The organism is Streptomyces sp. NPDC001868 (assembly GCF_040297125.1).
Taxonomy (GTDB): Bacteria; Actinomycetota; Actinomycetes; order Streptomycetales; family Streptomycetaceae; genus Streptomyces.
Genome location: NZ_JBEOYO010000046.1, coordinates 1 through 6,906 on the forward strand (window position 1 = coordinate 1; position 6,906 = coordinate 6,906).

Genomic DNA, 6,906 nt, shown 5'->3' on the forward strand with positions numbered 1-6,906 from the left:
GATCACGTGGTGATGGCAGACCCGGAAGGTAACGAGTTTTGCCTGGTCTGACGGGGTCGGTCAGGCCAACTGGCCGCGCGCAGCGTGTCGCGTCCTTCCTATGCGGCAGCCCTTGCCGGCGGAGCTGGCTCGTAGCGCAGTCCGTCGCGCAGAAGGGCCCAGAGGACGTTGACGCGGCGGCGAGCGAGAGCCAGGACGGCCTGGGTATGACGCTTGCCCTCAGCACGTTTGCGATCGTAGAAGCGCCGGGATTCCTCGCAGTGGCGGATGCTGAACAACGCCGAGGTGTAGAAGACGCGTTGGAGGCGGCGGTTGTATCGCTGCGGGCGGCGCGGCGGGCCGTCGATGCGAGGGTGCCCGGCTCGTCGTACGGCAGCTTGCGGAGCGGGCGTTCCTCGGCTCGGGGTTGTCACGCGGGTGCCAGGCGGCGTTGAGTCCGTCTGCGGCTGTGCGTGGGCACTCGGGGCTTCGGGCGATGCGTCGTCCTCTATTACGTCGTAATAGCTGTCGGACTTCGCAGCCTGCTGCGGGGCAGGCGCGGCAGTCTCCTTCTTCGGACCGCATTCCTGCTGCTTCGCCTCCTTGCGGGACCTCCGCGCCAGCGGCCCACCGTGCTGTTCCGAGACGGTGGGCCGCCGCACTTTCAGCTTCTCGTTCGTCGGGGGTCAGCAGCGCTACTTCAAAGTTTGCTGCGGTGTGCAGCGCGGAGTTGCAGGAGGATGTGGCAGGTCAACCAACAGGAGCGGTCTGGCTATCCCGGTGCTGGATGAGAAGGTCGAGCATCTTGTTGAACTCGTCCGGCGGCATCTTGTGAATCAAGAAAACCGCGGCGGATGAGCCGTCCTCGTAGGGGAACCGCTTGGGCTGCCGATGCCCTTCACCACCCCTCGTCTCGTCTGCGGTTGCGCTGGCATGGGAACGCGGGTCTGGTACGGCCACCTCGTTGCCGTCGTGGGAGTCCTCTGTCTCAGAGGAGTCTGTTGTCGGCTCGGCTCCCCCGGCCTGCGCTGCAGCGTCGCTGTTTTCGCCGTTGCCTGCACGAGCAACTTGAGAGGTGGAAGTACCGTCCTTCTTCCGGCTCTTGGAATGGCGCTCCTGCTTCGCCGACTCCTTCCGCGCCCGTTCGGCCTTGAGCTCCTCCAGTGCGGCTTCTTGCCGCTCGGCCGGCTTGTTGCCCACGGCGCGCAGCAGGTCGATGGGCTCTTCGCCGACCCGTGCCTGGAGTTCGGGTGTGAGGTTGAGCAGGGCCAGCCGCTGAGACACCCAGCCCTGGGAGCGGTGGAGTCGCTTGGCCAGGGCGGTCTGGCTGCCGTGGATGGTCAGGAGTCGTTGGAGGGCTCGGGCTTCGTCGAGTTCTTCGAGGTCCTGGCGGTGGATGTTGGCGACGAGGGCGGATTCGAGGAGTTCCTCGGAGGTGGTGCCTTGGTCGTCGCTGACCATGATCTTGACGGTCGTGAGTTGCGCGTCGCGGGCGGCCGCGAGGCGGCTGCTGCCGTCGATGACGACGTGGGTGGTGTCGGGTTCGAGGTCGGCTTCGCGGTCTGGGTTGGCCTTGACGTAGGCGTCGCGGTTCATGACCGTGATCGCCTGCTTCTGGCCGTGTGTTGTCAGGCTGCCTGCGAGATCGGTGAGATCGCCGAGAGTGGAGCGGGGGTTGTCAGGGTTGAGGCTGATGCGGTGCGGGGGGAGTTCGGTGGGGGCGGCGGCGCCGTCGGTGGGGACTCCGGTGGCGGCGGCGACTGCCTGTCGGCGTGCGCTGATGGGGCGTACTCCCCCGCCGAACCGGCCGGCGCCTAGCTGGTCGGCCTTGCTCATGCGATCTCCCGGGCCAGTGCGCGCATGCCGATCGCCTGCTGTGATTTGGGCGCGTACGACAGCAGGGGCTGCTTCATGCGCACTGCTTCCTTCTGTTCCTTGAGATCGCCGATGAGGCCGATGACCCGCGGATCCTTTATGTCGACCCACCCCTGTAGTGAGGAGGTGGCGATGAAACCGCGGCGGGAGTCGTAGAGGTTGACGACGATGCCGAGGTAGTCGATGTCGATCTGAAGGTCTCCGCGCAGGTCGTCGATCTGTGTGGTGAGCAGCTCGTAGGCGTCGGCGGAGCTGTCCTCTGCCTGCACGACGATCAGGGCGCCAGACTGTCCCGGCTTTTCTCCGTCGCGGCGGCGGCCGTAGTAGGCGGCGGCGTCCATGCTGAGGCCGAGGCTGGGCGGGCAGTCGACGAGGATGACGTCGTAGTCGGCTTCGAGCGGAGCGAGGGCTCGTTCCAGGGCGGCTTCGCGGGCCCGCACCGCGGAGAGGCGCACATCGAGCAGGAATGCGTCGTTGCAGGCGGGCAGAAGGTGGAGGCGGCCGCCGAAGTTTTCGTCGTCGATGGAGACGATGAGGTCGCGGAGGTCTCCCTTGGGATCGCCTGCCATGTGGTTGGTGAGGCTGTCCCCGTTCATCGGCAGGGGGTTGGCACCGAGCTGGTTGGTGAGGTGGCACTGCGGGTCGAAGTCGACGAGCAGCACGCGCAGTCCGGGGCCCGGGAGGTTCTCGATGTCGAGAGGGTCGTCTCCTGCCGGCTCCGATTCGTCGGCTCGTGTTGCGCTGGCGCGGAGAGCCTTGGTGAGTGCTTTGGCGACGCGTACGGGGTGCAGGGTGTTGGGGTCTTCGGCCAGTGCCTCGCCGGTACCGGCGGTGATGGCGGTCTTTCCGACGCCGCCTTTCTGGTTGCAGACGACCATGCGGCGGGTGATTGTCGGGCGGGCGATGTGCGGGGCGGGGTTGGCGTCGAGCCACAACTGGACGGCTTGGGCCAGGCCTTGGATGAGAGAGACACTCCGGTCTGTGGCAACGCTTCGGAACGTCTCCCACTGGCCGTCGGGCAGGAAGGTGGAGAAGGACTCGGCGCCGGCGGTGTCGATCGTGGCGGGTGTGGAGGCCAGGTTGCACCAGTCGGTGATGCCCTGCTCTACGGCGGCCTGGATCTCGATGCCGTGTTGGGCGGCTCTGATTTTGAGGTCTTGCCGGAGCCATCCCGGCAGCTTGGAGACGACCTTCTCGCGGTCGCCGGAGGTGGCTGGTGAACTCATAGCGGACACCTTACTAACGTCCATGATCTTTTGCAGCATCGACACGTTAGTTACTGGCACTTTTTGAGGCGTCAGCCCCACCGACAGACTCCCGGCAGGCTATTACGCCGTAATAGCCTGCGACCTCTTGCCGTCGCCAGACCGCGCCCTATTACGCCGTAATGGCTGCGTCCCGGCCCGAAGTCCGGGCGCGAGCCGGGGTAGCGGTGACCGCCCGAGGGAGGCAGTAGCCGCACCACCGGGGCGGAACACCCGCATCTATTGGCTGCCTCCGACAGGAACGGCCGGCACTCCGGCGGCTCCGCTCAAAGCGACGGGTGTCACAAGACCTGCCACCACAGCCTGGATGATGACGTCATTGGCCACTCGCTCGCTGCCCGCCCCGGCCGCGTAGAGCCGGACGGATACGGCCAGCAGGAGGGCCCACCAGGGTGACTGCAGCCAGCTGAGCGCAGCCGTCAGCCCGACGAGGGCGTAGGCGACGTTTGTACGGAACTCCGCTTCGCCCACGGCTCGGTCGTACTCGTTGAACAAGTCGTAGTTGGCGGTCAGCAGTTTGATGCGAAGCTGCCTGGTCTCCCCGAGGATGTCTCGGGCAGCGAGATTCCCCACGAGTCGTTCGCCGCGCTCTCGCTCAGCTCCCCCGCCCGAGTTGGTCTCCGGCAGAGGGGCCGGTACCCGCCCTTGGTCCTGCAAGAAGGCCACCAGGTCGTTGAACGCAAGCCGTGACACGCGTGGCGTGAGGGTCGTCCTGGGATCCCAGAACCGGGCTGTCTTCGGTGCTTCCTGCACGTTCACGGTGACCACTCTGACCGCGAGCATGGCTCCGATGAGGTAGGCGAGAAAGGCTCCGGCCGCGAGCACCCCCGCAGGACCCAGCAAGCCGCCAAGGCGATACAGCGAAGCCCACACGCCTTGAGCCTGCTGTTGTGTTGGCACGCGATTACCCAAGATCAGCCAGAGTGTCAGCAGCCAGATACAGCCCGTTGAGAGCGGCGCTCGGACATCACGAAGGCCAGGCAGCAGATTCGCCAGCATGCATTCTCCCTGATCCCGCGTGCCAGCCCTCTGGGACGCAAGGCACGGCAGGGTTTTGGTGGAGTCCCGAGTATCCGAGATGTGCTTCCGTCCGACTACCACGGTCAGCTGCCGCAGGACGAGGCACTTCGGCAGGTGCCAGTTCCAGCGGACCCACTTGCCGATACGCACATCTGGCTACGCCGATGGCGCCACACTCAGTGGCGGCGTCTATTACGGCGTAATAGATCCGAGGGGGAGGGGAGAACCTGACTCGCCGAGGACGTCCGTAGCGGATGGCCCTCACCGCCATGCAGACTCACTCTCTCGACGAACTGACGGCACCGGCACCTTCGCCCACGTCGCCGCCCCGATCCTGCCGTCGCCACTGCTCTCCGAGGGCAGGCACGTTGGATCAGCGGCCCAACGCGGAGCCTTCGTTGACGCCCTGCTGGCGCAGCACCGAAGAACGAGTCACGCCATTGTGCTGGCCCTCTGCGAAGGCTTCACCGCTGCCGAGCCAACGGCATGATCTGGATGCCAGACAGCAGACGGTACGAGACAGCGGGTGGACGGCCAGCCGCGGAGGTTGCCGTACGACGACCCGACGTACGTGGCCATGCACCTGGAACTGAAGATGCCCCCGCGGACTTCGTGGCGGCCACGCGGTTCATGACAGCGCAGTGCTGGGTCAAGGCCGGCCAGCAGCCGTCTATGGACCTGCTGAAGGAGATGTTGGCGGCGGCCGCACAGCACGGCCCTGGCTCCTTGCGATCGCTCCTTGAGGAGTTCACTACGAGAGCTGAAGCGTCCTGGCCAAACGCAGAAGATGCCCTGTCCTGCTTTCTTCACGACGCGGGGGACAGGGCCTCTCTTGGTGCCCGCCGCCGCATGCGGTGGGGGCAGTCACAGGTAGCCGTACCTCAGCGTTACTCGTGACGACATCGCCTCTGCCATGGGCAGGGGCGGATGAAGTCGAGTGCCAATAGTCGTCGTCTACCAACAGAAAGGTGGACGGCCCCGGAACGCAGAAAGGCCCCCGGCTGCGCCCTCTGTGGAGGAGCGGCCAGGGGGGCCTCGTTCTCTGGGTGGGTCAGTCGACCAGCTCGATGCCGATGGCCAGGCATCCGAGCCGCTCCCTCTCCGGACCGTAGATGCGCCGGATGTTGGCGAGTTGCTCCTCGCGGGTCGCCTCGGGGTTGACCTGGGACGGCCCTTCGGTGTCAAGGAGGTCCTCGAAAGAGGCGTACTCCGCGACCCGTGTCACCCGCGTCAGGCATGACTGGTCGGCGCCCTTCACCGCAAACCGAATCAGGTCACCGGCCGCCAGGCCGTCGAACTTGGCGTACTTCACCCGGACCTCGCGGGTCTTACGGCCGGCGGCCACGAGGTCGAAGTACTGGGGGTACAGGTTCAGCTCGAGGACGCGGGCTGAGGCGGTGCTCATGTAGCCGGGCTCCCTGCGGGTGAGGTACATCAGCCGCGACAGCTCCGCAGCCGAGTACGAGCGGAAGAAGTGCCGGGGGTGGGACAGCAGCAGGCTCGCCAGGTTCCGCAGGCGATCGGCGAACTCCCCTACGGTGCCGGGCCACTTCCGAGTGTCGAGCATCCAGGGTTCGGCGCCTGTGGGCAACGCCGCGTCCCCGGTTCGGATGAGTCTCTTGGAGAGCTTGGCGCCCGCCTCGGCGACGATCATCGGGCAGAACAGCCGCGCGGGCAGCTGCCCCCGGGTCAGCCCGACGGCCTGGAGCGCGCCGTCGACCAGGAGGCTGCCGGGCATCCAGTCGGTGCCCTTGACCATCACCTACAGAACCCCGCTCTCCCCGAGCGCGGCCAACTCCTTGACCATGTTCCGGTACAAGGTGGCGAGGTCGAGGTAGCCGCCGCCGATCGCCGTGATCGCGTCCGTGTACGGGCCGTGATGCGTGCACACCGCCGACACCCGGGTGTTTTTAAGCACTTCTTTGGGCTCCACTGCACGGACAGGAAGTGGTTCCACAACGTAAGAAGTTGATCTGGCTCCACTTCGGGCGGAGCCGCCAAAGACGCACCGGAAACGGCCTGGCTCTTGCCGCCTCCAACTCGAACACGGTTTCCCTGGGGTCGGATGATCATTGATACGGTCCCGTCATGGCTGGAGTACAGGGATCACCGAACGGCCCGGTTACCGCGGCCGATGTCGAACATGCCGTCCGTTTGGCGCTCGCCGCTCTGCGCAGGGCGACCGCTCTGGACTGGAGTGCCAAGGCCGGTTCCCTCGAGTGGGACTGTTGGGAGACGATCGAGCACCTGGCCGACGACCTGTTCTCCTACGCTGTCCAGCTGAGCCCGGCGAACCCGCCGCTGGACACCCACGTGCCGTTCGCGTGGAGCCGCAAGAGGCCGGGCGGTCCCGCGAATGCTGTCTTCGCGGACCGCGAGGCTGGCCCAGCAGGTCTGCTGCAAGTACTGGATGCCAGCGGAGCCTTGCTGACCGCGATCGTCCGCACGACGCCACCCACGGTCCGGGCACATCACGTCTTCGGCCCTGCCGACCCCGAAGGCTTCGCCGCGATGGGCATCGTCGAGGCCCTGGTGCATACCCACGACGTCGCCGAGGGCATGGGCCTGGACTGGACGCCGCCCGCAGACCTATGCGGCCGGGTGCTGGACCGGCTCTTCCCCGACGCCCCGACCGATACAGGCCGGTGGCCAACCCTCCTTTGGGCCACCGGCCGCGCGGAACTTCCCGGTCGGCCGCGCCTTACCAAGTGGCGCTGGTACGGCACTCCCGGCGCTGACAGCAGGCTGTGACGGTCGCGGAGCCGGG

Annotated in this window: 6 protein-coding genes and 1 pseudogene; 1 reads left to right on the forward strand and 6 read right to left on the reverse strand. The window is 66.6% G+C overall.

The window, feature by feature from the left end:
• Positions 1–98: 98 nt before the first annotated feature.
• The 6 genes and pseudogenes from ABT147_RS35990 to ABT147_RS36015 form a co-directional block, all read right to left on the reverse strand.
• A pseudogene (locus tag ABT147_RS35990) lies at positions 99–350 on the reverse strand (IS110 family transposase); the annotation flags it as partial.
• Positions 351–729: 379 nt separating this feature from the next.
• Entirely contained in the window at positions 730–1,815 is a 1,086-nt protein-coding gene (locus tag ABT147_RS35995) for a ParB/RepB/Spo0J family partition protein (protein ID WP_351414202.1), read from the reverse strand.
• Positions 1,812–3,080 carry a ParA family protein gene (locus tag ABT147_RS36000; protein ID WP_327349130.1) on the reverse strand — a complete coding sequence of 423 codons (1,269 nt, stop codon included), beginning with the start codon at positions 3,078–3,080 and terminating at the stop codon, positions 1,812–1,814. Before ABT147_RS36000 ends, ABT147_RS35995 begins: the two co-directional genes overlap by 4 nt.
• Positions 3,081–3,338: 258 nt before the next feature.
• On the reverse strand, positions 3,339–4,118 hold the full coding sequence (locus ABT147_RS36005) for a hypothetical protein (RefSeq protein WP_351414204.1): 780 nt from the start codon (positions 4,116–4,118) through the stop codon (positions 3,339–3,341).
• A gap of 1,072 nt (positions 4,119–5,190) precedes the next feature.
• A complete protein-coding gene (locus ABT147_RS36010; protein ID WP_351414327.1) occupies positions 5,191–5,544 on the reverse strand; it encodes an ASCH domain-containing protein in 354 nt (117 codons plus the stop codon).
• A gap of 357 nt (positions 5,545–5,901) precedes the next feature.
• Complete coding sequence (locus tag ABT147_RS36015) at positions 5,902–6,057, reverse strand: hypothetical protein (protein ID WP_351414206.1); 156 nt, start codon at positions 6,055–6,057, stop codon at positions 5,902–5,904.
• A 170-nt stretch (positions 6,058–6,227) separates the two neighbouring features.
• Here ABT147_RS36015 and ABT147_RS36020 point away from each other — a divergent pair, with 170 nt between their 5' ends.
• Positions 6,228–6,890, forward strand: a complete 663-nt coding sequence (locus ABT147_RS36020) for a hypothetical protein (protein ID WP_351414208.1) — start codon at positions 6,228–6,230, stop codon at positions 6,888–6,890.
• Positions 6,891–6,906 lie beyond the last annotated feature (16 nt).